At 41.5% G+C, this 287-nt stretch carries 1 protein-coding gene; it reads right to left on the reverse strand.

Annotated features, from left to right (window positions below; all coding sequences use genetic code 11):
- A partial coding sequence (locus ACR9ZK_RS21845) for a hypothetical protein (RefSeq protein ID WP_481344052.1) occupies nt 1–287 on the reverse strand: 287 nt, incomplete at both ends.

A 287-nucleotide genomic window follows, 5' to 3' on the forward strand; every position in this document is an offset into this window, starting at 1 on the left:
TCGCATCACTTACCAACACTTTGCCGTCCGCTTCTGTGCCATCTTTTATTTTTATGGCTCCAGAAGTACTTGCATTAATCTCTAGTTTTGTTGATGGAGAGCTTGTTCCTATACCCACCCTATTATTTACTGCATCTACATTTAACGTACTACCATCTACTGTAAAATGGCTGGTTCCTGTAGTTGCAGTAGAAGTAAAATCTAAGGTATTGGCATTTTGTGCCACTGTGGTGTTACCGGCTAGCGAACCACTTCCTTTGTAAATCCCTCCTGTTCCTGTACTTACT

The organism is Monashia sp. HAY1-5C, assembly GCF_056755255.1.